At 69.2% G+C, this 24,406-nt stretch carries 23 protein-coding genes; 8 read left to right on the top strand and 15 right to left on the bottom strand.

Annotated features, from left to right (window positions below):
* Positions 1-30 precede the first annotated feature (30 nt).
* Positions 31-501, top strand: a complete 471-nt coding sequence (locus BWI15_RS39270; RefSeq protein ID WP_168197270.1) for a hypothetical protein — start codon at positions 31-33, stop codon at positions 499-501.
* On the opposite strand, the gene BWI15_RS08810 is transcribed toward BWI15_RS39270, so the two are convergent.
* Positions 467-1,240 (bottom strand): alpha/beta fold hydrolase, encoded by a 774-nt coding sequence (locus tag BWI15_RS08810; protein WP_077013790.1) that lies wholly within the window; start codon positions 1,238-1,240, stop codon positions 467-469. The two genes, BWI15_RS39270 and BWI15_RS08810, sit on opposite strands and share 35 nt — an antisense overlap.
* 215 nt (positions 1,241-1,455) lie before the next feature.
* On the opposite strand from BWI15_RS08810, the gene BWI15_RS08805 reads away from it, so the two are divergent.
* From BWI15_RS08805 to BWI15_RS08800, 3 genes are all read left to right on the top strand, one after another.
* The gene (locus BWI15_RS08805) at positions 1,456-2,409 is read left to right on the top strand and encodes a LysR family transcriptional regulator (protein WP_077013878.1); all 954 of its coding nucleotides are present in this window, start codon (positions 1,456-1,458) and stop codon (positions 2,407-2,409) included.
* 267 nt (positions 2,410-2,676) lie between these two features.
* Positions 2,677-2,841, top strand: a complete 165-nt coding sequence (locus tag BWI15_RS39265; RefSeq protein ID WP_168197278.1) for a hypothetical protein — start codon at positions 2,677-2,679, stop codon at positions 2,839-2,841.
* A 236-nt stretch (positions 2,842-3,077) separates the two neighbouring features.
* The gene (locus BWI15_RS08800) at positions 3,078-3,833 is read left to right on the top strand and encodes a GntR family transcriptional regulator (RefSeq protein ID WP_077013789.1); all 756 of its coding nucleotides are present in this window, start codon (positions 3,078-3,080) and stop codon (positions 3,831-3,833) included.
* 86 nt (positions 3,834-3,919) lie between these two features.
* Here BWI15_RS08800 and BWI15_RS08795 read toward each other — a convergent pair whose 3' ends face one another.
* The 6 genes from BWI15_RS08795 to BWI15_RS08770 form a co-directional block, all read right to left on the bottom strand.
* Positions 3,920-4,900 (bottom strand): TerC family protein, encoded by a 981-nt coding sequence (locus BWI15_RS08795; RefSeq protein WP_077013788.1) that lies wholly within the window; start codon positions 4,898-4,900, stop codon positions 3,920-3,922.
* A gap of 163 nt (positions 4,901-5,063) precedes the next feature.
* Positions 5,064-5,615, bottom strand: coding sequence for a hypothetical protein (locus BWI15_RS08790; RefSeq protein WP_077013787.1), 552 nt, complete (start codon positions 5,613-5,615; stop codon positions 5,064-5,066).
* A gap of 1 nt (position 5,616) precedes the next feature.
* Complete coding sequence (locus BWI15_RS08785; RefSeq protein WP_077013786.1) at positions 5,617-7,116, bottom strand: Nramp family divalent metal transporter; 1,500 nt, start codon at positions 7,114-7,116, stop codon at positions 5,617-5,619.
* Between the two features lie 106 nt (positions 7,117-7,222).
* Positions 7,223-9,367 (bottom strand): acetate--CoA ligase family protein, encoded by a 2,145-nt coding sequence (locus BWI15_RS08780; protein WP_077013785.1) that lies wholly within the window; start codon positions 9,365-9,367, stop codon positions 7,223-7,225.
* A gap of 35 nt (positions 9,368-9,402) precedes the next feature.
* The gene (frc, locus tag BWI15_RS08775; protein ID WP_077013784.1) at positions 9,403-10,629 is read right to left on the bottom strand and encodes a formyl-CoA transferase; all 1,227 of its coding nucleotides are present in this window, start codon (positions 10,627-10,629) and stop codon (positions 9,403-9,405) included.
* A 60-nt stretch (positions 10,630-10,689) separates the two neighbouring features.
* On the bottom strand, positions 10,690-12,414 hold the full coding sequence (locus tag BWI15_RS08770; RefSeq protein ID WP_202817596.1) for a thiamine pyrophosphate-binding protein: 1,725 nt from the start codon (positions 12,412-12,414) through the stop codon (positions 10,690-10,692).
* Between the two features lie 242 nt (positions 12,415-12,656).
* Here BWI15_RS08770 and BWI15_RS08765 point away from each other — a divergent pair, with 242 nt between their 5' ends.
* Complete coding sequence (locus BWI15_RS08765; RefSeq protein WP_077013783.1) at positions 12,657-12,941, top strand: hypothetical protein; 285 nt, start codon at positions 12,657-12,659, stop codon at positions 12,939-12,941.
* 5 nt (positions 12,942-12,946) lie between these two features.
* Here the strand turns inward: BWI15_RS08765 and BWI15_RS08760 are convergent, their stop codons facing one another.
* Together BWI15_RS08760 and BWI15_RS08755 are read right to left on the bottom strand one after the other, a co-directional pair.
* Positions 12,947-13,513: a hypothetical protein gene (locus BWI15_RS08760; protein WP_077013782.1), complete on the bottom strand. Its 567-nt coding sequence runs from the start codon at positions 13,511-13,513 to the stop codon at positions 12,947-12,949.
* On the bottom strand, positions 13,510-14,901 hold the full coding sequence (locus BWI15_RS08755) for an OFA family MFS transporter (protein ID WP_077013781.1): 1,392 nt from the start codon (positions 14,899-14,901) through the stop codon (positions 13,510-13,512). Before BWI15_RS08755 ends, BWI15_RS08760 begins: the two co-directional genes overlap by 4 nt.
* Before the next feature lie 151 nt (positions 14,902-15,052).
* Here BWI15_RS08755 and sucC point away from each other — a divergent pair, with 151 nt between their 5' ends.
* The 3 genes from sucC to BWI15_RS08740 are packed head-to-tail and all read left to right on the top strand — an operon-like array spanning position 15,053 to position 18,013.
* A complete protein-coding gene (sucC, locus tag BWI15_RS08750; protein ID WP_077013780.1) occupies positions 15,053-16,207 on the top strand; it encodes an ADP-forming succinate--CoA ligase subunit beta in 1,155 nt (384 codons plus the stop codon).
* Between the two features lie 14 nt (positions 16,208-16,221).
* On the top strand, positions 16,222-17,115 hold the full coding sequence (gene sucD, locus BWI15_RS08745) for a succinate--CoA ligase subunit alpha (RefSeq protein ID WP_077013779.1): 894 nt from the start codon (positions 16,222-16,224) through the stop codon (positions 17,113-17,115).
* Between the two features lie 13 nt (positions 17,116-17,128).
* Entirely contained in the window at positions 17,129-18,013 is an 885-nt protein-coding gene (locus BWI15_RS08740) for a 2-hydroxy-3-oxopropionate reductase (protein WP_077013778.1), read from the top strand.
* A gap of 46 nt (positions 18,014-18,059) precedes the next feature.
* Here the strand turns inward: BWI15_RS08740 and BWI15_RS08735 are convergent, their stop codons facing one another.
* From BWI15_RS08735 to BWI15_RS08710, 6 genes are all read right to left on the bottom strand, one after another.
* The gene (locus BWI15_RS08735; protein ID WP_202817595.1) at positions 18,060-18,773 is read right to left on the bottom strand and encodes a cation diffusion facilitator family transporter; all 714 of its coding nucleotides are present in this window, start codon (positions 18,771-18,773) and stop codon (positions 18,060-18,062) included.
* On the bottom strand, positions 18,770-19,129 hold the full coding sequence (locus BWI15_RS08730; RefSeq protein WP_077013875.1) for an ArsR/SmtB family transcription factor: 360 nt from the start codon (positions 19,127-19,129) through the stop codon (positions 18,770-18,772). Before BWI15_RS08730 ends, BWI15_RS08735 begins: the two co-directional genes overlap by 4 nt.
* Positions 19,101-20,306, bottom strand: coding sequence for an MFS transporter (locus BWI15_RS08725; protein WP_077013777.1), 1,206 nt, complete (start codon positions 20,304-20,306; stop codon positions 19,101-19,103). The genes BWI15_RS08730 and BWI15_RS08725 overlap by 29 nt, the downstream gene beginning before the upstream one ends.
* A gap of 277 nt (positions 20,307-20,583) precedes the next feature.
* On the bottom strand, positions 20,584-21,651 hold the full coding sequence (locus BWI15_RS08720) for a 2-dehydropantoate 2-reductase (protein ID WP_077013776.1): 1,068 nt from the start codon (positions 21,649-21,651) through the stop codon (positions 20,584-20,586).
* Between the two features lie 9 nt (positions 21,652-21,660).
* Positions 21,661-23,436, bottom strand: coding sequence for a glyoxylate carboligase (gene gcl, locus BWI15_RS08715; RefSeq protein WP_077013775.1), 1,776 nt, complete (start codon positions 23,434-23,436; stop codon positions 21,661-21,663).
* A 9-nt stretch (positions 23,437-23,445) separates the two neighbouring features.
* Positions 23,446-24,285 (bottom strand): hydroxypyruvate isomerase family protein, encoded by an 840-nt coding sequence (locus BWI15_RS08710; protein WP_077013774.1) that lies wholly within the window; start codon positions 24,283-24,285, stop codon positions 23,446-23,448.
* Between the last annotated feature and the right edge of the window lie 121 nt (positions 24,286-24,406).

The following is a 24,406-nucleotide window of genomic DNA, read 5'->3' as shown; positions in this document are numbered from 1 at the left end:
ACCCAGTTCTCGCACTACTTCATCGCCGGCATGGCGCTCTGCCTGATCCACCGCTTCGGGCCGAGTCCGCAGCCGTTCGTGATCCTCGCGCTGGCGCTGGCCAACGCGATCCCGCGGGGCATCGGTTTCGCCGACCGCGTCGGCAGCCGGTACGGCGCCGAGCTGCACCGCCCGGTCGTGGTCGCCGTCATCGTGGCGGGCTTCGCGATCATGCTGCTGATCGCCCTGCGAGTGACCGCGTCCTGGGCGCGCCCCTGGTTCGCCACGCTCGGCGCGCTCACCTATCCGCTCTACCTGATCCACGCCCATATCGGTTTCGTCGTCTTCGAACGCCTCGGCCCGCACGTGAACGCGACCCTGCTGATGCTCGGGACGGTGGCCGCGATGATCGCTGCCGCCACCGTCCTGCACCGGTACGTCGAGAAGCCGCTGGTTCCCCGCCTCAAACGCCTGCTCAGCCCTCGTCTCAGCCGAGAAAGTGCTGCCGCAGCACGGGGGTGAGCACTTCCGGCGGCACCTCGTGGAAGCTGCCCTCCAGCGCGACCACCGAGCTGTCCGGCATCGCCTCGGCCGCCGCGCGCACGGCCCGCTGAAGCCACTCGGGACTGGCCGTGCTGTGCAGCGCGAGCGTCGGCTGCTCGATCGAGGCGAGCAACCCGACCGGAACCTCGCTGTCCCCCAGCTGCAGAGCGTCGTACACGAGCGTGTGCGCGATCGACTCCAGCTCCGGCCAGTACGGCGACGCCTTCATCCCGTCGACCTGGTCCTTCGGCTGCCCGACGGCCTCGACCATGAACAGCTCCAGCGCCCCGCCCGGGTTGCCCGCCGCAACGAACTCCTGCAGCCGTTCCAGGTATCGGTCGGGCGCCGGCGGCGCGCCTTCGACCCGGAACGGCGGCTCCATGATCGCGAGCTTGTCGAACGCGGATCCCGCCGCGACCGCCCGGAGCAGCACCATCGCCCCCGACGAGTCGGCGTACCCGTACGACGCGGCGGTGGCGGCCCGCACCGCCTCGAGATCCTCGAGTTCGCGCTCCACGGCGTACGACGGCTGGTCGCCGGAGTCGCCGCGCCCGCGCCGGTCATAGGTGATCACGGTGAACGACTCGGCGAGCACCTCCGCGCGCGGGCCGTAGTACGAGCGCGCGGTGAGCGCTCCCGCGACCAGCACCAGTCCCGGCCCGGAGCCGAAGGTGTCGTACGCGATCTCGGTGCCGTCGACGGAGATGACCTTGTCCATGGAACTCCCTTTCGCCTGACTTTCCTCTGCCAGTCCGTCGATCGACCGTCAGGAGGACAGACACCTGTAGAGTGTGATCCAGGTCACATCACACGCACTGAGATCCGGACGTCGAGCGCGGAGCCGAGGCCTTCCAGCCGTCTCCCCTTGCGTGCAATACTGGATTATGTATACAAGCAATCGGTATGCCGTCCGGCCGGAACGAGGCTGACCCCATGTTGCTGCGCCAGCTCGAGTACCTCGTCGCCCTCGCCCGGGAGCGGCACTTCGCCCGCGCCGCCGACGCTTGCTACGTCTCCCAGCCGTCGCTGTCCGCCGCGATCCGCAAGCTCGAGCAGGAGCTCGACGTCCCGATCGTGCGCCGCGGCCGGCGGTTCGAGGGCCTGACCCCCGAGGGCGAACGGGTGCTGCTGTGGGCGCAGCGCATCCTGGCCGAACGCGACGCCCTGCGGCACGAGCTGTCGGTGATGCGCGGCGGCCTGACCGGAACGCTCCGGCTCGGTGCGATCCCGACCGCAATGCCGGTCGTCTCGCTGCTCACCACGCCGTTCTGCGCGCGGCACGAGCAGGCCCGGGTGACGCTGGAGTCGCTGTCGTCGCGCGACATCACCCAGAAGCTGGCCGAGTTCGAGCTCGACGTCGCGATGACCTATCTCGACGACGACACGCTCGGCAGCGTGCGCAAGACCCCGCTCTACGAGGAGCGCTACCTGCTGCTCACCCCGCAGGACAACGAGCTGGCCGATCTGCCGGTTGCCACCTGGGCGCAGGTCGCCGACCAGCCGCTGTGCCTGTTGTCGCCGCAGATGCGCAACCGCCGGATCATGAACGGCTACTTCACCGACGACGGCGTGACCGCCCGGCCCGCGATCGAGAGCGACACCGTCTCTGGGCTCTACAGCCACCTGCACGGCAACCACTGGTCGACGGTCATCTCGCACGCCTGGCTGCACATGTTCGGCGTACCGGACGGAATGCGCGTCGTACCGCTGAAAAGCCCGGCCCACGGGCCGCGGGTGGGACTGGTGATCGCCGCCCGCAACCCTGAGCCGGTGCTCGCCCGGGCGTTGCTCGACGTCGCCCGGCAGGCCGGCGTCCACACCGCGCTGGACGAACTGCTGGACGTGCATCTGATGGGTTCGGGCTATGCGCCGGAGCTGGCGGGATAGTTGCCTCCTATCCCGAGATAGCGAACAAGTCTTGGACCTGGACCGCCCGGCCCGGGCATTCTGATGGGGAAGAAAGCCCCTTCTGGAAGGCACTTCCGGATTTTCGGCGGTGCTCGTGATCGAGGTCACCCGGACGGAATCCGCGTGCTCCCGCGTGGGTACCGGGCTTGTAACCGGGATCACGTGAGACGTGGGCATAACCGGGGCGTACGCCTGGTTGAATGTATGCAGTAGGCAGTATTAGGACCCAAGAGTGGAGAGGAAGAAATGATTTTCACCCGTAGGTTCGGCGCTCTGGCGGCCCGCCGGCAGTTCCCGGATTCCCCGGAACTGCAGCAGGAACTGAACCTCGACGTCGACCTCGACCGGACCGACGAGACCCGGCGCGACGACGAGCGTCAGCACTCTGTGCGCGAGACGACAGCAGCCTGACCCACCTCCCGAATCGGTGCTCCGGACACGGCGACCGGCACTGGCCGGCACCTGGATCCGGACCGCGGCGGCGGACTCCCCGCGGAACGCGATCCATGGATCCGGAGCACCGGGAGCAAGGCGGAACAGGCCGGCTCCACCCCCGAACAGGCCGGCTCGACGATGAGCATCGGCAACAGACCTGGCACTTGGTAGACTGTCTACCACGTGCCATTACGTTTTTCGGGAAGGACCTCATGACCACACTCAGCGCGGGCCCGGACTCCTCGGCCGACTCCCCCGGCGTACGGCACGTCAAGCGGCCCACACCGCTGCGCGAGTCGGTCTACGAGGCTCTGACCGAGATGATCATCGACGGCACGCTGGAGCGCGGCCGGCACCTGGTCGAGGTCGAGCTGGCCGGCATGCTCGGCGTCTCCCGCCAGCCTGTCCGGGAAGCCCTGCAGCGGCTCAACAACGAAGGCTGGGTGGATCTGCGGCCCGGCTTCGGTGCGATGGTGCACGTGCCCGCCGAGGACGAGGTCGACCAGTTGCTCGCGGCCCGCGCCGCCCTGGAGTCGGAGTCGGCCCGGCTCGCGGCGCGGCACGCCACCAAGGAGGCCGTGGCGCAGCTCAAGGAGCTCTGCAAGGTGGGCACCGCGTTCCAGGAGGCCGGCGACATCGACGGCGCGGTCCGGACCAACGGCGAGCTGCACTCGATGATCACGCAGATGTCCGGCAACCGCTTCCTGGTCGACTTCGCCGGCCAGGTCGACCGCCGCGTCCGGTGGTACTACACCCCCGTCGCCCCCGTCCGCGGCGCCGCCTCCTGGCGCGAGCACGCCCGCCTGGTCAAGGCGATCAGCGAAGCCGACGAGGACAAGGCCGCGCAGATCATGCGCGAACACACCGAGCACACCCGGACGGCGTACCACGACCTGCAGTCGGGCCAGGCGCCCGCACCGGCCCCGGAGAAGAAGCCGGCCACCCGCCGCCGCCGTACGACGGACTGAGCGCAGCCGCCTCCGAGCCACTCTGCCATTCCTCACGCCGCGCCCCGGTGGACCACTGGTCCACCGGGGCGCGTTGTCTGTCGTCCTCACTCCACCCCCGCGACCTCTTCCTCCCGCGCCTTCGCCTTCTCGTCGCGGGACGACTTCACCAGGCTCAGCACCGCGGTGACCACCAGCGTCCCGAGAATGATCGACAGCGACACCAGGATCGGAATCTCCGGGGCCCACTTCACCCCACTGTGGTGCAGCGCCTCGAGGATCAGCTTCACGCCGATGAAGCCCAGCACGACCGACAGCCCGTAGGACAGGTAGACCAGACGGTCGAGCAGGCCGCCGATCAGGAAGAACAGTTGCCGCAGGCCCATCAGCGCGAAGGCGTTCGCGGTGAAGACCAGGTAGGGCTCCTGGGTCAGCCCGAAGATCGCCGGGATCGAGTCGAGCGCGAACAGCAGGTCCGTGGTGCCGATCGCGATCATCACGATCAGCATCGGGGTCGCGAAGCGCCTGCCGTCGATCCGGGTGGTCAGCTTCGCCTCGTGGTAGGTCTCGGTGGTCGGCATCACCTTGCGGACCTTGGCCAGTACGACGTTCTCCTTGAACTCGTCCTCCTCGTCGTGCGAGGTGGCCAGCTTCCACGCGGTGTAGAGCAGGAACGCACCGAAGATGTAGAACACCCAGTTGAAGTGCGAGATCGCCTCCGCGCCGACGGCGATGAAGATCCCGCGCATCACCAGCGCCAGCGCGACCCCGACCAGCAGCACCTTCTGCTGGTACTGCCGGGGCACCGCGAACTTGCCCATGATGATGATGAACACGAACAGGTTGTCCACCGACAACGAGTACTCGGTCAGCCAGCCGGCGAAGAACTCGCCGCCCGACTGTCCGCCGGCGGCGATCGTCAGCCCGACACCGAACAGCAGCGCGATGCCGACGTAGAACGACACCCACAGGGTCGCCTCGCGCAGGGACGGTTCGTGCGGCTTCCTGGCTACGATCAGGAAGTCCAGCACCAGCAGGGCCAGCAGTACGGCGATGGTGATGATCCACGTCGACAGCGAAACGGTCATGAGCTTCCTCCACGGTGCTCGAGCCCGGCGGGCAGGGCCGGGTACGCCCGCCGCCCGCGGCTGACAGCGCAGTCGCGGGCGGCAGGTGATGCGGGAACAGGGTGGGACACCCTCGGAGCGGGTCGCGCCTCGCACCCGGCAGGCGTGCGAGGGGCGACCTGCCCTAGGCGGTGCGGGCCTTCCTCTTCTTGCGGGCCCGGGCGGCGGCCTGCTTGCGGGCCTCCATCGACTCGGCCAGGTGGACGTACTGCTCCACCGTGTGCCGGGCGTACGGGTTGTGCTCCATGATGCGCGGCCACCAGTGCCGGCCGACCTGCTCGTGCATCCAGAGGAACCCGATCGCGAACCCCATGCTGAGCAACGCCCGGAAGGCCAGGAACTGCAGGGGCGCCTCGGGCAGCCCCGGCGTACCGGTGACCACCCACTCGGTGGTGATCGCGTGCCCCATCAGGGCGAGCGGGAACCCGATCGCCCAGTAGGCGGCGGCCGGGGCGAACACCCCGGCCGGCGCCTTGCCGAGCCCGACCAGCGCGGAGTACCCGATGCCGAACACGACGAGCGGTACCGCGAGGCCGAGCCCGGTGACCACGGCCCAGCCGAGCGGCTGGCCGGCGAAGCCGCCCAGCAGCCCGGCGATGATGCCGGCCGCGATCCCGACCACGGAGGCCGGCAGCGTGAACTCCGCGAGCTGGTGGATCTTCGTCTCGGTGTTCATGTCAGTCCAGGACCACGCCGAAGCGGATCAGGCTGTAGAACAGCATGCCGAGGTAGAAGACCGCACCGAACCCGATGATCACGTTGCGCAGCGGTCCGGGCCGGATCGGTTTGGGCAGCAACTTGTTGTTCACCAGGAGCAACACGATGCAGTAGGCGCCCATCGCGAACGTGGACAAGAAGGCGAGCACGTCGAGGATCGCCGCCGGTCCGTCGGCCGGGCCGAACAGCAGGATCAGGATGCCGAACACGATCACGCCCCACAGGAACCCGGCGTAGATCCTCGACATCGAGAACCGCTTGGCGCCGGGCACGAAGTAGTACGTCATGTCCGCCTGGCCCCGGCTGAACGAGTCGAACAGACCCAGGGTCGCGTTCAGGCCGATCAGCGCGATGAAGCCGAAGAACAGCGAGCCCAGGAACGGGCTGCCGGCCGAGGCGAACGCGTCCGACATGGCGCTCAGCGCGGCCTCGCGATCACCGCCCTCGATCAGGCTCGCCACGTTCGGGTTCTCCCGGGCCGCCGAGAGCGCGAGCACGGTGAACGAGATCGTGACCAGCATCGTGATGCCCCAGAAGAGCAGCAGAGCGTCGAAGGTGACCCACTTGCGCCACCCCTTCCACTTCTTCATCTCCTCGGGGTCCTCGGTGTCGAACATGTAACCCCGCGACGGCATCGCCTCGGCCTCACCTGCCGATCGCAGGCCGCGGATCTTCGGGATGTGGGAGCCCATCGCGGCACCGCTGTCGCGCAGCTGCAGGGTGTACCACATCTGCTGCATACCGGACGGGCCGGCGAACGCGATCGAGCCGACCACGATCGGGAACCAGGTCGACGACAGTGCCTTGTCCGGGAAGTACCCGAACGCGAACATGCCCTGGATCGTGTTGGCCAGGTCGCCCCAGCTGCCGACGATGGCCGCGATCACCGAGGTGCCGACGACCAGCAGGCCGATCAGGAACCCCAGCAGCTTCTCGAGGAAGTTGTAGATCACCGACAGCAGGCTGAACAGCACACCCACGAAGACCAGGGCCACGCAGGCTGTCGCCTGCCAGGGTATGCCGCTGACCTCCTCGAACGCCGAGGCGCCGGCCGACAGGTGGCCCGGCCACATGTAGATCAGGATCGCCGCGACGTAGAAGAACCACATCATCGGTTTGAAGATGCGGGCGGCACCGAAGAAGATGCTCTCCCCGGTCGCCATCGCGTACCGGGCCATCTCCAGCAGCACGAACGCCTGCAGGGTGACACCGACCAGGAACAGCCACCGGATGTCCGGACCGAACACCAGGACGAGCCGGGGCCACATGTAGGACTCACCCATGCCGACGCCCAGCGCGACCAGGAACACGGTCGGACCGAGGATGTGCAGGGAAGGCGGTGCCGGCGGCAACGGCCGGATCGGCATCGGTTCGAGCCGGCCGGCGCGCCATACCCGCTCGGTCGTCGCGGCGGCCGCCGGCTCTTCGGGTACTCCTGAGGTCTTGCTTGTGACGTCCAAGGCGGACTCCTTATATCGACGCCAGCTTGACGAGACTTACAGCTCCCCCGTGCACTCCCCCCGGACCAAACGCATCACCGGCTTTCCGCAGTCGAAGTGGGTGGAATCAGGCCCCGAGCGGTCCCGCGTTGCGGGCCCACTTGTACTTGGCGCCGAGCACCTGGACGGGCGTCTCGGTGGTGTAGGGGTAGGCGACCACGCCGTGCTCGAACAGGTACTGGCTGGCCTCCTCGACCTCGACGTCGCCGGACAGCGAGGCGACCACGGGCTTGTCGATGCCCTTGGCCCGGTACTCCTCGACCACCTCGGCGACCAGCTTGGCGAACACCATCGGCGGGGTGACGATGGTGTGCCAGTAGCCCAGGATCAGCGCGTGGATCCGCTCGTCCTGCAGGCCCAGCGCGACCGTGTTGCGGTACGTCGACGGCGGCTCGCCGCCGGTGATGTCGACCGGGTTGCCGGACGCACCGAACGGCGGGATGAACTTCTTGAACGCCGCGTCCAGGTCCTCGGGCATCGTCATCAGCTGCAGACCGTTGTCGACGCAGGCATCCGACAGCAGCACGCCCGAGCCGCCGGCACCGGTGATGATCACGACGTTCTCGCCCTTGGGCGTCGGCAGCAGCGGGATGCCCCGGGCGTACTGGAGCATCTCGTTCAGGCCGGGAGCGCGGACCACGCCGCTTTGGCGCAGGATGTCGTCGTAGACCTTGTCGTTGCCGGCCAGCGCGCCGGTGTGCGAGCTCGCCGCCCGGGCGCCCATGTCGGTGCGGCCGGCCTTCAGCACGATCACCGGCTTCTTCTTCGACACCCGCGCCGCGGTCTCGGCGAAGGCCCGGCCGTCCTTGAGATCTTCCAGATGCATGGCGATCAGGTTGGTGTTGTCGTCGGTTTCGAAGAACGTCAGGAGGTCATCCTCGTCGATGTCGGCCTTGTTGCCTACTCCAACGATCGCGGAGACGCCCATCCGGCTGGACCGGCTGAAGCCGAGGATCGCCATCCCGATCCCGCCGCTCTGCGACGACAGCGCGACACTGCCCTTCACGTCGTACGGCGTACAGAAGGTCGCGCAGAGGTTCTCCGGCAGGTAGTAGTAGCCGTAGATGTTCGGGCCGAGGATGCGCACGTTGTGCTTCTTCGCGATCGCGACGACCTCGTCCTGCAGCGCCTGCTCACCGGTCTCGGCGAAGCCCGACGGGATCAGGATCGCCCCGGCCACGCCCTTGGCACCGCACTGCTCGAGCGCGCCGCCGACGAACTTGGCCGGGACGGCGAACACCGCGACGTCGACGTCACCGGGCACGTCGGTAATGCTCGGGAAGGCCTTCAGCCCGAGCACCTCGCCACCCTTGGGATTGATCGGGTAGATGTCGCCGGTGTAGCCGCCGTTGACCAGGTTCTTCATCACCGAGTTGCCGATCTTGCCGTCCTCGTTGGAGGCGCCGATCACGGCGACCGCCCGGGGCTTCATGATCCGGGTCATCGCGGTCTGGATCTGTTCCTGGCTGTAGCGGTCCACCGGCTTGCCGGCCTCGGCGTCGACGATGATCCGGAAGTCGACCGCGGTGGCGCCGTCCGGCCCGGCCAGCACCGGGTTCAGGTCCACCTCGGCGAACTGCGGGAAGTCCTCGACCAGGTCCGACAGCCGGGTGATGATCTGGGCGATCGCCTCCTTGTCGACCGGCTTGGCGCCGCGGACGCCGTTCAGCATCTCGTGCGCACCGATGCCCTCGATCATCGAACGGGCCTCGTCGGCCGAGGTCGGCGCCAGCCGGAAGGTGACGTCCTTCAGCACCTCGACCAGCACCCCGCCCAGGCCGAAGGCGACGATCTTGCCGAACGTCTGGTCGGTCACCGCACCGACGATGACCTCCTGCACGTCACCGCCGGTGACCAGCATCTTCTGCACCTGGACGCCGGTGATGTCGGCGTCGGCCTGGTACGCCTTGGCGTTGGCGACGATCTTGTCGTACGCCGTCCGCGCCGCCTCCGCGCTGTCGACGCCGACCACCACGCCGCCCGCCTCGGTCTTGTGCAGGATGTCGGGCGAGACGATCTTCAGCACGACCGGGAAACCGATCTCGGCGGCCAGCGTGGCCGCCTGGTCGGCGGTGGTGGCCAGCCCCTCCCCCGGGGTGGGGATGCCGTAGGCGTCCGCGACCTGTTTGGCCTCGGGGGCGCTCAGCGAACTGCGGCCCTCGGCCAGCGCCTGGTCGAGGATGGACTGGACCACTGCCTTGTCATAGGTCATGCCTGAAGCTCCTTGGAAGCGGGATGGGTGGGCGCTCAGACGACGCCGGCGGCCTTGAGCTCTTCGAGCTCGGCGGTGTCGATGCCGAGACCGCCGTAGATCACCGAGTTGTGTTCACCGAGGCCGGGTGAGGTCTCCACCTGGACCGGCGAGTCGGACAGTTTGATCGGGCAGCCGACGGTCTTGAAGGTGCCGCGGGCCGGGTGCTTGACCTCGACGACGGCGCCGAGCTCGGCCAGCGTCTCGTCCTCGATCAGTTCCTTGGTGGACAGGATCGGGCCGCACGGCACGTTCAGCGCGTTCAGCTTCTCCATCACCTCGAACTTGGTGTGCTGCTCGGTCCACTGCTCGATCAGCGCGAACATCTTGTCGAGCTTGTCGAGCCGGGCCGCCGGCGTGGCCCAGTCCGGGTCGTCGGCGAGCTCGGGCCTGCCGATCAGGTTCGCGATCGGGGCCCAGCCGGGCGGCTGGACGATCACGTAGATGTAGTCGTTCGGGCCACCGGGCGCCGTCTTGACCGCCCAGCCGGGCTGGCCGCCGCCGGAGGCGTTGCCCGAGCGCGGCACCGCGTCGCCGAACTCGTCGTTCGGGTACTCCTTCAGCGGGCCGTGCGCCAGGCGCTGCTGGTCGCGCAGCTTGACCCGGGTCAGGTTCAGCACGGCTTCCTGCATCGCCACGCTGACCCGCTGGCCCTTGCCGGTGTTCGTGCGCTGGTAGAGCGCGGCCAGGATGCCGGCGACCAGGTGGATGCCGGTCCCGGAGTCACCGATCTGCGCTCCGGTGGCGGTCGGCGGGCCGTCCTCGAACCCGGTCGTGCTCATCGCGCCGCCCATCGCCTGCGCGACCACCTCGTAGGCCTTGAAGTCCTCGTAGCGGCCCGGGCCGAAGCCCTTGATCGAGGCGTAGATCAGTTCGGGGTTGATCAGCTGCAGCCGGTCCCAGGTGAAGCCCATCCGGTCGATCGCGCCGGGGGCGAAGTTCTCCACCAGCACGTCGGAGTTCTTCACCAGGTCGGTGAAGATCTCCTTGCCGCGCTCGGACTTCATGTTCAGCGTGATGCTGCGCTTGTTGCAGTTCAGCATCGTGAAGTACAGGCTGTCGACGTCGGGCAGGTCGCGCAGCTGCTGGCGGGTGATGTCACCCGTGGGCGCCTCCAGCTTGATCACGTCGGCGCCGAGCCAGGCCAGGATCTGGGTGCAGGACGGTCCCGACTGCACGTGGGTCATGTCGAGTACGCGGACACCTTCAAGGGCCTTACCCATAGTGGTCCTCCAGTACTGGGTGGCGGCCCGCCCGGGGGGACGGACCGCCGCCGGGGATCGCTACTTGTACATGGTCTGGTTCATGGTTCCGGGCGCGTAGGCGTCCGGGTCGACCCACACGTTGATCAGCGAGGGCAGTCCGGACTCCCGGGCGCGCTGCATGGCCGGCCCGATGTCCTTGGGGTCGCGGACCTCCTCGCCGTACCCGCCGAGCATCTTGGCGAACTGGTCGTACTTGACGTCACCGAGCGTGTTGCCGATCCGGCCCCGGTCGTGGCCGTACTTGGCCTCCTGGCCGTAGCGGATCTGGTTCATCGAGGAGTTGTTGCCGACCACCCCGACGAACGGCAGCTTGAACCGGACCAGCGTCTCGAAGTCCCAGCCGGTCAGCGAGAAGGCGCCGTCACCGAACAGCGCGACGACCTCCTTGTCCGGCCGGGCGTACTTGGCCGCCATCACGAACGGGATGCCGACGCCGATCGTGCCGAGCGGGCCCGGGTCCATCCAGTGGCCGGGCGACTTGGGCTGGACGACACCACCGGAGAAGGTGACGATGTCGCCGCCGTCGCCGATGTAGATCGAGTCCTCGGTGAGGAACTCGTTGATCTCGTGGGCCAGCCGCAGCGGGTGGATCGGGTTGGCGTCCGACAGCTGCTTGGGCAGCCGCTTCTGGTACGCCGCGTCCTCCTCGGCGCGCAACTCGGCGAACCAGGCCTTGCGGTCGCCGGCCTTCTGGACCCGGCCCGAGGCGGCCTGGGTGACGGCGGCCAGGATCGCGCCCGGGTCGCCGACCAGACCGAGGTCGATGTCGCGGTTCTTGCCGACCGTGCGGTAGTCCATGTCGATCTGGACCACGGTGGCGCCCTTGGGCAGCCGGCGGCCGTAGCCCATCCGGAAGTCGAACGGCGTACCGACGATCAGGATCAGGTCGGCGTTGTTGAAGCCGTAGCGCCGCGACAGGTGGAAGTGGTGCGGGTCGCCGGGTGGCAGGGTGCCACGGGCCGAGCCGTTCATGAAGGCCGGCACGTTGTTCTTGCGGACGAACTCGATCGCCGCGTCGCTGCCGCGCGAGGTCCAGACCTGGGTGCCGAGCAGCACGACCGGCTTCTCGGCCCGGGCCAGCAGGTCGGCCAGCGCCTCGATCGAGGCCGGGTCGCCGATCGACTTGGTGGAGGCCCGGTACCGGCCGGCCTCCGGCACGATCGCGGACTCGACCGGTACGGAGTTGTCCAGGATGTCGCGCGGGATCTCCAGGAACGACGGGCCGGGCGCGCCGTTGAAGCACTCCCGGAAGGCCATCGACACCATGTCGGCGACCCGTGCGGTGTGCGGCACGGTGGCCGCGAACTTGGTGATCGGGGTCATCATGTCGACGTGCGGCAAGTCCTGCAGGGACCCCATCTTGTGCTGGTTCAGCGCGCCCTGGCCGCCGATCAGCAGCATCGGGCTCTCCGCGCGGAAGGCGTTCGCGACACCGGTGACGGCATCCGTCGTACCGGGGCCGGCGGTCACCACGGCGCAACCGGGCTTGCCGGTCATCCGGGCGTAGCCGTCGGCGGCGTGCGCGGCGACCTGCTCGTGCCGGACGTCGACGACGGCGATGCCCTCGTCCACGCAGCCGTCGTAGATGTCGATGATGTGACCGCCGCAGAGGGTGAAGATCACGTCGATTCCCTCGGCCTTGAGGGCCTTGGCCACCAGATGCCCGCCCGAGATCGTGGCGGTCTTCGGCTCCGGCTCGGTCGGGTTCGCGACCGCGTTCGATTCGGACACTGTTTGGGCCATCTGTGCAGTCATCTCCTCGTGGAAGGGTCCGGTCTCTGCCCGGCTGGGATCGGGCCGCACTGCCTGTGCTTCGAGCTATAGGTCGGTAGATTGCATACCGTATGGTGTAGTCGTAGTCATATCGCACCGCCGAACCGGTTGTCCAGGGTTCGCAGCCCAGCAGAAACTTGTAGCGACTGTATGCAGTATCCCGTATGCTTGTCACTACCGCTTGGGGCACGACCGCGATCAGGGGAGCTGCGATGAGCATTCACGACGAACTCGACCGGACCCGGCAGGCGCTGCACGCGCTCGACCAGGCCGTGGCCGGACTGCGCGGCCGGCTCGGGCCGCATCTGGACGTCCTGCGCCTGATGGACGACGTCGCCCGCTGCACGGCCGACCTGCGCCGGCTCGAGGAGCAGGTCCGCGCACCGCGCCGCCAGGAGCTGGTGGTGATTCCCGACGACGACCGCGACCACGGCCTGTGGGGCGCCGGCGACGTCGACCACGAAGGTCTCGGCGCGCCGGGCCGCCGCGCCCCGTGAGGGAGTCAGGACGCCAGGGCCAGGCACTGGCGTAACAAGCGCTTGAGCCATACGTCGTGGTCGCCGCCCCGGGCGGCGACCACGACTGCTTCCGCGGCATGTTCGGTCGCGACGACGGTGCGGTAGAACGGCTCACTGAGGTTCAGCCGGTCCAGCGCGGGAAACCACCAGCGAATCGGCCCTCCCGGCGGAGCTCCCGGCCGGCCGGCCAGCAGATAGGCCGCGGTGTCCTGACCGTTGCGCAGCCGGGATCGTTCATCCTTCGTCAGCTCCCCCGGACCCGCCAAGGCGGTCGAGACACAGAGCGCCACCAGCCGCGCGGACAGGTCGAAGCCCGGCCGCGCGGTGTCGAGGAACAAAGGTGCCAACGGCAACAAACTGCGGCGGCCGCCCGCGCTGCAGTGGTCGTGGACCACGCGGGCGACCGCCGCCAGGACCGGATGCACGCAAGTCGGCCGGTCCGTCCAGGGTTCCCTGGCGAGCTTGGAGACGAGTTCCAGTACGCACGGCTCGGGCCGCCGTACCCAGGCGTACTCCGCGCCGATCCGTGGACCGGCTTCCGTCCGGCTCACTCGCCCGGCCGGGTCGCGCCGGCTACCGGGGTGCCCAACTGGGAGGTGACCGAAAGCGCCGGGCGGCCCGGTTGCTTCAGGAAACGGACGATCAGCGCGGTGAGCAGCCCGAGCAGGCCGGCCGCGAGGAACACCGGGCGATAGCCGACCGCGGCCACCAGGCTCGCGGCGCCACCGACACCGACCAGGCCACCGACGGCCTTCGCGCTGTAGAGGATCGACTGGTTCTGCAACAGGCTGTTCTCGCCGAAGAACTCCAGCACCAGGTTCGCCATGATCGCGTAGAACGCGCCGCCACCGAGTCCGGCGAACATCGCGCACAGGACGAACACCGCGCCCGCCCCGGCCTCACCGGCCAGCACCAGACCGACATGGGTGAAGCCCTCGACCATCAGTACGGCGGCGAGCACCCGGCGGCGGCCGAAGCGGTCCGACAGCGTACCGGCGAAGGACCGGCCGAGACCGTTGACGGCGGCAAGCATTCCGGCGGCCAGTCCGGCGACGGCGACACCGAGTCGCGCCTCGGTGGCGTAGCTGACGACGAACGCGATGCCGAACAGCGACAGCGCCGTACTGATGGCCAGCGTCAGCCACATCAGCGGGAGCGCGCCGGTCTTCATCGCCTCGGCCGGGCGGTAGTAGCGCACGGCGGGCAGGTTGTTCGGGATGCTCCGGTTCAGCCGGCGGTCGACCGCCCAGGCCTGGGCGTCGATCTCGGCCGGCCACCAGTGCCGCGGCGGGTCCTTGAGCAGGCCGCCCGCGGTCATCACGATCAGCAACGCGACCACCGCGGTCAGGTCGAAGACGTACCGCTGGCCGCCGGTGGTGTCGAAGATGGTCAGCAACGCGATGCTCGGCACCGCGCCGACGGCGAAGCCGCCGGTGACGAAGCCGATCGTCGAGGTCCGCCGATCGGGGAACCAACGGGCGGCCGTGGTGATGCACGCGGAGTAGACCAGCCCGGCCCCGGCGCCGCCGACGACGGCGTACCCGAGCATCGCTCCGGCATAGCTGCCGGCGTGGGCCAGCGTGACCAGGCCGACGGCGGCGAGGAACCCGCCGAGCACGACGAGCTGGGTCGGTGTCACCCGCCGGACCCGCTGCAGCCAGGCGGCCGGTACGGCGGCGAGCGCCTGGAAGGCGACGAAGACCGCGAGCAGCCACATCGTCTGGACGGTGCCCCAGGCCCGGCCCGACTCGAGACCGAGCGCGGCGGAACCGAAGGAGTACTGCAGTGGGCTGATCGCCGCCATGCAGGCCCAGGCGGCCCACAACTGCCACCGGCGGGAGTGCCCGGTCAGTTCCCTGGGGTCCTCGCCGATGCGGTACCGGCGGCCGTACACGTCCCGAACGTCCCGGGGAGGCGTACTTGTGGTCGCGTCGTTCATGATCGCCTCCTGACTACTGCATACCGTATGGAACTGTGGTACTCCCGTCCGCTACCCGTTGTCCAGACCTCGGAGCCCTTGTGCAGCAATCTGCATACAGCATACAGTCGGCACACGAGTCAGCTGCGTGCGTGAGGAGAGGACTGCCCCCGTGGACCTGATGGAGTACCAAGCCAAAGAACTCTTCGCCCGGCACGCCGTGCCGGTCACCCTCGGCCGGGTGATCGAGGACGCCGCGGACGCGGCCGAGGCGGCCGAGACCCTCGGCGGCCGAGTGGTGGTCAAGGCCCAGGTGAAGGCGGGCGGCCGCGGCAAGGCCGGTGGCGTCAAGCTGGCCGCCGATCCGGCCGAGGCCACCGAGCGGGCCCGGGACATCCTCGGGATGGACATCAAGGGCCACACCGTGCGGCGGGTCCTGCTCGCCCCGGCGGCCGACATCGCTGAGGAGTACTACTTCTCGTTCCTCATCGACCGGGCCAACCGCGACTACCTGTGCATCGCGAGCACCGAGGGCGGCGTCGAGATCGAGGAGGTCGCGCACACCAATCCCGACGCGATCGCCAAGATCTCGATCGATCCCGCGGTCGGCGTCGACGACGCGAAGGCCGCCGAGATCGTCGCCGCGGCCGGTTTCCCGCCCGAGGCCGCCGAGGTGGTGAAGAGCCTGTGGACGGTGTTCATCGCCGAGGACGCCTCGCTGGTCGAGGTCAACCCGCTGGTCAAGCTCGGCGACGGGCGGCTGGAGGCGCTGGACGGCAAGGTCACGCTGGACGAGAACGCGGCGTACCGGCACCCGGACCACGCGGCGTTCGAGGACAAGGCCGCGGCCGATCCGCTCGAGGCGGCCGCGCAGGCCAAGGGCCTGAACTACGTCAAGCTCGACGGCGAGGTCGGCATCATCGGCAACGGCGCCGGCCTGGTGATGTCGACCCTCGACGTCGTCGCGTACGCCGGTGAGGCGCACGGTGGCGTGAAGCCGGCCAACTTCCTCGACATCGGCGGTGGCGCCTCGGCGGAGGTGATGGCCAACGGGCTCGGGATCATTCTCGGCGACGCGCAGGTGAAGAGCGTGTTCGTGAACGTGTTCGGCGGCATCACCGCCTGCGACGCGGTCTCCAACGGCATCGTGCAGGCGCTCGAACTGCTCGGCGACCAGGCGAACAAGCCGCTGGTGGTCCGCCTGGACGGCAACAACGTGGTCGAGGGCCGCAAGATCCTCGCCCAGGCGAACCACCCGCTGGTCACGGTGGTCGACACCATGGACGGCGCCGCCGACCGCGCCGCCGAACTGGCCGCGCAGGCCTGAGAGGAGCTGGACAGATGGCGATCTTCCTGACCGAGAACAGCAAGGTCATCGTGCAGGGCATGACCGGCGCCGAGGGACAGAAGCACACCTCCCGGATGCTTGCTGCCGGCACCAACATCGTCGGCGGCGTGACGCCGGGCAAGGGCGGCCAGTCGGTCGACTTCGCCAAGCGGTCGATCCCGGTGCACGGGTCCTGCGCCGAGGCGGTGAAGGCGACCGGCGCGGACGTGTCGGTGGTGTTCGTGCCGCCGCGCTTCGTCAAGGGCGCGGTGATCGAGGCGATCGACGCCGGCCTGGGGCTGGTCGTGGTGATCACCGAGGGTGTACCGGTGCACGACACCGCCGCGTTCTTCGCGCACGCCGAGGCCGCCGGCACCCGGATCATCGGGCCGAACTCCCCCGGCCTGATCAGCCCCGGCCGCGCCAACGCCGGCATCATCCCGGCCGACATCGCCGGGCCCGGCCGGATCGGCCTGGTGTCGAAGTCCGGCACGCTGACCTACCAGATGATGTACGAGCTGCGCGAGTACGGCTTCACCACCGCGATCGGCATCGGTGGCGACCCGATCATCGGCACCACCCACATCGACGCGCTGCGCGCCTTCCAGGACGACCCGGACACCGAGGCGATCGTGATGATCGGCGAGATCGGCGGCGACGCCGAGGAGCGGGCCGCGGCGTTCATCGCCGAGTACGTCACCAAGCCGGTGGTCGGTTACGTGGCCGGATTCACCGCCCCGGAGGGCAAGACGATGGGCCATGCGGGCGCGATCGTGTCCGGCTCGTCCGGTACGGCGGCTGCCAAGCAGGAGGCGCTGGAAGCCGTCGGCGTGAAGGTCGGCAAGACGCCGTCCGAGACCGCGCAGCTGATGCGCGCCGCGCTCGAGCAGATCCTCGACCCGGTCTGAGAAGGGACTTGCGATGACACGGAAGATCGGATTCATCGGCCTGGGCATCATGGGCTCGCACATGGCGGCCAACCTGGTCCGGGCCGGGCACGACGTCACCGGGTACGACGTGGTGCCGGCGTCGGTCGACAAGCTGCTCCAGGCCGGCGGCAAGCCCGCGCCGACGATCGCCGAGGCGGTCACCGGTGCGGAGGTGGTGATCACCATGCTGCCGGACTCCCCGCAGGTCGCGGAGGTGGTGCTCGGTCCGGGCGGCGTACTGGAGTCGGCGCGGGCCGGGTTGCTGCTGATCGACATGTCGTCGATCGCGCCGGAGACCTCGCTGGAGGTCGCGAAGGCCGGCGCGGAGCTCGGCGTACGGGTGCTGGACGCGCCGGTGAGCGGCGGCGAGCAGGGTGCGATCAAGGCGTCGCTGTCGATCATGGTCGGCGGGGACGAGGAGGTGTTCACCGAGGCGAAGCCGCTGTTCGAGGACCTCGGCCGGACGATCGTGCACGTCGGCGGCCACGGCGCCGGTCAGACCGTGAAGGCCGCCAACCAGCTGATGGTGGCCGGCATCATCTCGCTGGTCAGCGAGGCGATCGTGCTGCTGGAGGCGTCCGGCGTCGACGGCGAGCGCGGGCTGGAGGTGCTCGCCGGAGGCCTGGCGGGCAACCGCATCCTGGACCTCAAGGCGGCGACCATGCTCGGTCGGGAGTTCGAGCCCGGGTTCCGGATCGACCTGCACCACAAGGACATGGGCATCGCGCTGTCCGCCGCCCGTGCGGCCGGTGTCGCCCTCCCGGTGACCGGACTGGTCGCCCAACTGGTCTCCGCGGCCCGCGCCATGGGTCACGGATCTCTCGACCACTCGGCTTTGCTGAAGGTGGTCGAGGAACTGTCAGGACGGAACACCTGACATCGGCCGCCGGTGGGGGTGGCCAGCTCCCCCGCCGGCGGTCGTCCTAGCAGCAGCCGTCGGTGCACTTGCCTTCCGCGCAGGTGCAGCCGGCGGTGTCCGCTGTTCCGGCGATCGGCGCGCAGCAGCCCTTGCCCTGCCAGGCTTCCAGACCTTCGCGAACCGCGACGCCGGCGATGACCAGCCCGGCGATCGGGTCGGCCCAGCTCCAGCCGAGCGTCGCGTTGAGCACCAGGCCGACCAGCAGTACGGCGGACAGGTACGTGCACAGCAGCGTTTGGGTGCTGTCGGCAACGACCGCGTTGGAGCCGAGCGCCTTCCCGGTACGACGCTGCGCCCAGGACAGGAACGGCATCACGATCAGTGACGCGATCGCCAGGCCGATGCCGACCGGTGAGGCGTCGGGGTTCGCGCCGGTGAGCAGCGCCCGGACGGACTCGAAGCCGACGTACGCGGCGAGGGCGAAGAACGAGAACGCGAGCATCCGAAGCGCCTGACGCTCGCGGGTCTCGGGCAGGCGATGGCGGAACTGCCACAGAATGATCAGCCCGCTGGAGACCTCGACGACCGAGTCCAGACCGAAACCGACCAGCGCGACCGATCCCGCGACGATGCCCGCACCGATCGCGATGATCGCTTCGACGACGTTGTAGGTGACCGAGGCCGCGGCCAGCAGCTGCGCGCGGCGTCCGAGCCGGCGACGCTGCTCCGGGTCGGCGGTCCAGGTGCTCAACGGGCTGAGCTGCAGGGGCTCGCTCACGAGTTGGCCTCCACGCCGTACACGGGGCAGAGCGCGACGGCGTCGCCGGTGAGTCCCAGCAGGCGCTCGGCCGCCGACAGCAGGTCGAGCGTCGCCTCCGGGTGCGACAGGGTGAACATCGAGGCCCGCCCCTGCGGCCGTGAGTCGACAAGTCCACAGTCGCGCAGGCAGGCGAGATGCTTGGACACCGTCGACTGCGCCAGCCCCAGATGCTCGGTCAGGTCGACGACCCGATGCGGTCCCAGCGCCAGGTGCCGCACGATCGCCAGCCGCGAGGCGTCACTGAAGCCGTGGAACAGACACGCCGCCACGGCCAGCCCGGCCGACTCATCGATGACCAGCTCTTTCATCGCCATCCAGCGATGATAGACGCCGGAGCGGTGACAGCGCCAGTGCGAGCGGAGAGAGCAGCATTCCGAGCACGCAGGCGAACAGCGCTTCCCGGACGCCGAACGCGGACGCGGCAGCCCCTGCGAGCAGCGAGCCGACAGGCGCCAGCCCGAGGCCGAGGAAGTTCATCGCCGCGACCACCCGCCCCTGGGAGTGGAGCGGGGTGATCGCCTGGCGGATGGAGGTAGTGGCGACGTCGATGACCTGGCTGAGCGCTCCGAACGCCACGTTGACGGCGATCAAGGCAACAGCGCCCGGAGTGAGGGCGGGGACGGCGAGCAAGGCGAGGTCCGCACCGAGTGCGGCCAGCACCATCACCCGCCCGTAGCCGAAGCGCCGGCAGAGTGCCGCGGAGAAGATCGCACCGATCAGCGCGCCCGGCCCGAGCGCCGCCAGGACCAGCCCGACGACGCCGGCCGGGAAGCTGGTGCCGAGATGGACCAGGTAGGCGGTCATCAGCCCGGCGAAGAAGAAGTGGTGGGACGCAGAGGCGATCGCGATCGCCCGCAGCGAGGTGTCGGTGAAGACCAGCCGCAGTCCCCCTGCGTTGCGGCCGCTGGCCGGCTCCTGACGCTCGGGCCGGCGGATCCGCTGGATCGAGAGGAACGACAACAGGTAGAAGCCGATGGGGGCGACCACCGCCACCGGAGCCGAGAGCAACGACACCAGGCCACCACCGAGGGCGGGCCCGGAGATCTGGGTGACGGACCGGCTGCTCTCCAGCACACTGTTGCCTTGAGCAAGTTGGTCGCGCCGGACCAGGCGCGGTAGACAGGCCTGGTAGGCGACGTCGAAGAAGACGGTGAGCACGCCCAGCGGGAAGGCGACGCAGTAGAGCAGCGGCAGCCCGAGCGCACCGAGCAGCCAGGCGACCGGCACCACGCCGAGCACGACGGCCCGCCCGAGGTCGGCGTACATCATCAGGTTGCGGGTTCGGAGGCGGTCGACGAGCACGCCTACGGCGAGGGAACACAGCAGGACGGGCACCTGTTGCGCAGCTCGCAGTACGCCGAGTTGCCCCGCGCCACCGCCCAGGGCGGTGAGCGCAACCAGCGGCAGAGTGAGTTGGGTGGTCTGGGCACCAAGCTGGGAGACGGTCTGGCCGATCCAGAGCTTGACGAATTCACGGTCGTTCCAGGGCACGGAGAAGTCCTCGAGACGCGAAGGATCGCTGTGCCACCGAACCGGGCAGCACGCGGTGACGGGTGAGTCAGCGCGTGCGGGAACGACCGGGCATGTCTCATCTCCTCGCAGGACTTACCGGCACCGTAAGCACCAGCCGTGGCGCCGGGCAACCGAATTGAACAGCACTGCGCCCCGAACGACCTCGCGGTGTCGTTCGGGGCGCAGCGGGTGGAACAGGGGGATCCGGAGTGAACGCAGCGGGCTGTCGGCAGGGCTCGGCTCCGGACCCTCCTGGTCAGGGGGTGGCGGCTGCCGCCGGTGGGGCTACGGCGGCCGGTGCCATCGAGCCGGGGGCACGGGCCGACGTCGGCGCGTGGGCGACCTTCTCGGTCGACGTACCGACCTTGCTGGACAGCAGGTCCGCGACCGCGTGCACGGCGCGCAGCGTCGGCGCCTTGGTGCCGGTCAGGTCGGCCAGCTCGACCACCGCCGCGAGGATCACGTCGAGCTCGAGCGGCTTGTCCTTCTCCAGGTCCTGCAGCATGGACGTCTTGTGCTCGCCGACGCGTTCGGCGCCGTCGATCCGCTTGTCGACCGAGATGTCGGGCTCGGAGCCGACCGCGCGAGCGATCTCCAGCGTCTCCTCCATCATCAGCCGGACCATCGCGCGGGTGCCCTGATGGGTGGCGATCTCGACCATCGTGGCCCGGGCCAGCGCGCTGATCGGGTTGAACGCCGCGTTGCCGAGCAGCTTGATCCAGATGTCGTTGCGAACGTCGTCCTCGACCGGGCACTTCAGCCCGCCGGCGATCATCGCCTCGCTGAACTGCCGGCAGCGCTCGCTCTGCCCGCCGACCGGCTCCCCGATCGAGAACCGCGTCCCCTCCAGATGCCGTACGACGCCCGGCCCCTCCAGCTCGGTCGAGCAGTACACGACGCAGCCGATCGCCCGTTCGAGCGGAATGACCCGGGTCACCGCGCCGTCGGGGTCCACCGACTCGATCCGGTGTCCCTCGTACGGTCCCGGCAGCCCGTGGAAGTACCACCACGGGATGCCGTTCTGCGCCGCGATCACCGCGGTGTTCTCGTGCAGCAACGGCTCCAGCAGCGGGCCGCAGGTCGCGTACGAGTTCGCCTTCAGCCCGAGGAAGACGAAGTCGACCGGGCCGATCTCGTGCGGGTCGTCGGTGGCCGGCGTCCTGGCCAGCCAGTCGCCGCGCGGGCTGTAGACCTGGACCCCGTGGGTGCGGATCGCGTCGAGGTGGGCGCCGCGCGCCACCAGGTGGACCTCCGTGCCGCCCCGGTGCAGGGCGGCACCGACGTACGCACCGATCGCTCCGGCGCCGAGAACTGCGACTCTCATCAGACCTCCTCAGTCCCGTAGCCCGGAGGCGGTGGGGATCGGGTTCACGACGCCGTCCAGCTCGTCGAACTCGACCACGTTGTCGATCTCGGTGCCCATGGCAACGTTCGTGACGCGTTCCAGGATCACCTCGACCACGATCGGCACCTCGTGCTCGACCATCAGCTTCTTGGCCTCTTCGAGGGCGGGCAGGATGCCGTCGGGCTCGAACACCCGCAACGCCTTGCAGCCCAGGCCTTCGGCCACCTTGACGTGGTCGACGCCGTACCCGCCGAGCTCGGGGGTGTTGATGTTGTCGAACGACAGCTGGACGCAGAAGTCCATGTCCAGCCCGCGCTGGGCCTGCCGGATCAGCCCGAGGTAGGCGTTGTTCACCACCACGTGGATGTAGGGGATCTTGAACTGGGCGCCGACCGCGAGCTCCTCGATCAGGAACTGGAAGTCGTAGTCGCCCGACAGCGCCACGACCGTCGCGTCCGGATCGGCGACCGCGACGCCGAGCGCGGCCGGACCGGTCCAGCCGAGCGGTCCCGCCTGGCCGGCGTTGATCCAGTGCCGTGGCCGGTAGACGTGCAGCATCTGGGCGGCCTGGATCTGCGACAGCCCGATCGTGGAGACGTAGCGGACGTCGGGTCCGAAGGCATTGTTCATCTCCTGGTAGACCCGCTGCGGCTTGACCGGCACCGCGTCGAAGTCGGTACGCCGTTGCAGCGTGCGCTTGCGTTCGCGGCACAACGCGGCCCACTCGGACCGGTCCGGCAACGGCCCTTCGGCCATCCGGGTGCGGGTGACGTGGATCAGGGTCTCCAGCGCCGCCCTCGCGTCCGACACGATGCCGAGATCGGGCGCGAAGACCCGGCCGATCTGGGTCGGCTCGACGTCGATGTGCACGAACTTGCGTTCGCCGCGGTAGACGTCCAGCCCGCCGGTGTGCCGGTTGGCCCAGCGGTTGCCGATCCCGATCACCAGGTCGGAGGCGAGCAACGTCTGGTTGCCGTACCGGTGCGAGGTCTGCAGGCCGACCATGCCGGCCATCAGCCGGTGGTCGTCCGGGATCGTGCCCCAGCCCATCAGGGTCGGCACCACCGGGACGCCGTTCAGCTCGGCGAACTCGACCAGGAGGTCCGCCGCGTCGGCGTTCACGACGCCGCCACCGGCGACGATCAGCGGATGCTCGGCCGCCGCCAGCAGGTCGAGCACCTTCTCCGCCTGCGCGACGCTGGCCCGCGGCGTCGCGATCGGCAACGGCACGTACAGCTCGGGATCGAAGTCGATCTCGGTCAGCTGAACGTCCAGCGGCAGGTCGATCAGCACCGGGCCGGGACGCCCGCTGCGCATCACCTGGAACGCCTTCTGGAAGGTGCCCGGGACCTGCGCGGCCTCCATCACGGTGACCGCCATCTTGGTCACCGGTCCGGCGATCGCCGGGACGTCGATCGCCTGGAAGTCCTCCTTGTGCAGCTTGGCCACCGGCGCCTGACCGGTGATGCACAGGATCGGGATCGAGTCGGCCGAGGCCGCGTACAGGCCGGTGATCATGTCGGTCCCGGCCGGACCGGACGTCCCCACGCAGACACCGATGTTTCCGGCGGCGGCGCGGGTGTAGCCCTCGGCCATGTGCGAGGCGCCCTCGACGTGCCGGGCGAGCACGTGCTTCAGCTCGCCCTGTGCGCGCACCGCGGCGTAGAACGGGTTGATCGCGGCGCCGGGAAGTCCGAACAGGTGGGAGACACCTTCGCGGCGAAGGATCTCCACCGCCGCACGGGCGGCAGTCATTCGTGGCATACCTGCTCCTTATCGGTCAGAACCGGAACGGTCCGGCGCGGCCAGGTCGGTCAGCCAGCCGAAGCTGTCGGTGGTCGGTCCGGAGGGTTTGTACTCCAGCCCGATCCAGCCGTCGTAGCCGGCGTCGGCGAGCTCGCCGAGGTGCTGGGCGATCGGGATCGTTCCGGTGCCGGGCTCGTGGCGCCCAGGCGCGTCCGCGATCTGCACGTGCGCGATCCGGTCGGCGTACGTCGTGATCGCCTTGCTCACGTCGTCCCCGTTGACGGTCAGGTGGTACAGGTCGGCCAGCAGCCCGATGCTCGTGACACCGGACTCGCGGACCACCCGGTCGATCACCGCGACGGCGTCGGCCGCGGTCAGCAGCGGGTAGCGCTCGGCGCCGCTGACGGGTTCGACCAGCACGGTCGCACCGAACGAACCGGCGGCGGTGGCGGCCAGAGCGAGGTTCTCCGCGGCCAGTTCGTCCTGCGCAGCCGGGGTGGATCCTTCGACCCGGTTGCCGTACAGCGCGTTGAACGCACGGCAGCCGAGGCGTTCGCCGATGCCCAGCGTGACCGCGATGTTGTCGCGGAACTCCAGTGAGCGTTGCGGCCACGACACCAGTCCGCGGTCGCCGCCGGGCATGTCGCCGGCGGCGAAGTTCAGTCCGGTCAGCTGGACGCCGGCGTCCAGGATCGCCTGCTCGAACGCGGTCACCTCGGCATCACCGGGAAGCGCCGAGTCGAAGGGCCACCAGAACTCGACCGCGTCGAAGCCGGCCGAGCGGGCGGCCGCAGGTCTTTGCAGCAGGGGCAGTTCGGTGAACAACAGCGAGCAGTTCACGGCGAACGTGGGCACAGCAGTCAACATGGTCCCGCCTTTCGGAGGGGCTCGGTATACGGCATACAGTAGGCTGGCTCCTGTAGGCGGTCAAGGCATGACCAACGTCACATTTCCGATCACTCGATAGGCCTTGCCTACCAGCGATTTC

Origin of the sequence: Kribbella sp. ALI-6-A (assembly GCF_001984195.1) — a bacterium.
Classification (GTDB): domain Bacteria; phylum Actinomycetota; class Actinomycetes; order Propionibacteriales; family Kribbellaceae; genus Kribbella.
Note: the sequence above shows the minus strand (reverse complement) of the source record. Positions and strands in the feature narration are given on the sequence as shown.